Origin of the sequence: Psychrobacter sp. Sarcosine-3u-12 (assembly GCF_002836005.1) — a bacterium.
Lineage (GTDB): Bacteria > Pseudomonadota > Gammaproteobacteria > Pseudomonadales > Moraxellaceae > Psychrobacter > Psychrobacter okhotskensis.
The window spans coordinates 1-281 of the sequence record NZ_PJBY01000062.1; the positions used below are offsets into that span (position 1 = coordinate 1).

At 45.2% G+C, this 281-nt stretch carries 1 pseudogene; it reads right to left on the bottom strand.

From position 1 onward, the window contains the following. A pseudogene (locus tag CXF65_RS01160) lies at positions 1 to 281 on the bottom strand (IS982 family transposase); the annotation flags it as partial.

Here is a 281-nt window from a genome sequence, read left to right on the forward strand (position 1 = left end):
TGTCCATAATGACAGACGGGTATCGGAAAACCATCCATAAAATGGATGTTGTCACGGCCTTCAATTTGACTGACGTTATCTTGTATCTGCTGTTTGACTTGCCACAGATTGGCGCAGTGCTTTGCGAAGTTAGGGTATGAGCCGATGGCTGGAAACCAGTCTTGCCAATGCTGGGTAAAGTATTGCCAAATTTGTTTGTCTTGATCAAGGTGTAAAAATTCACCGACCATCTCCATGCAAATAACCTCAGGATCACTTAGCTTTGGCGCGTAACCTGCACC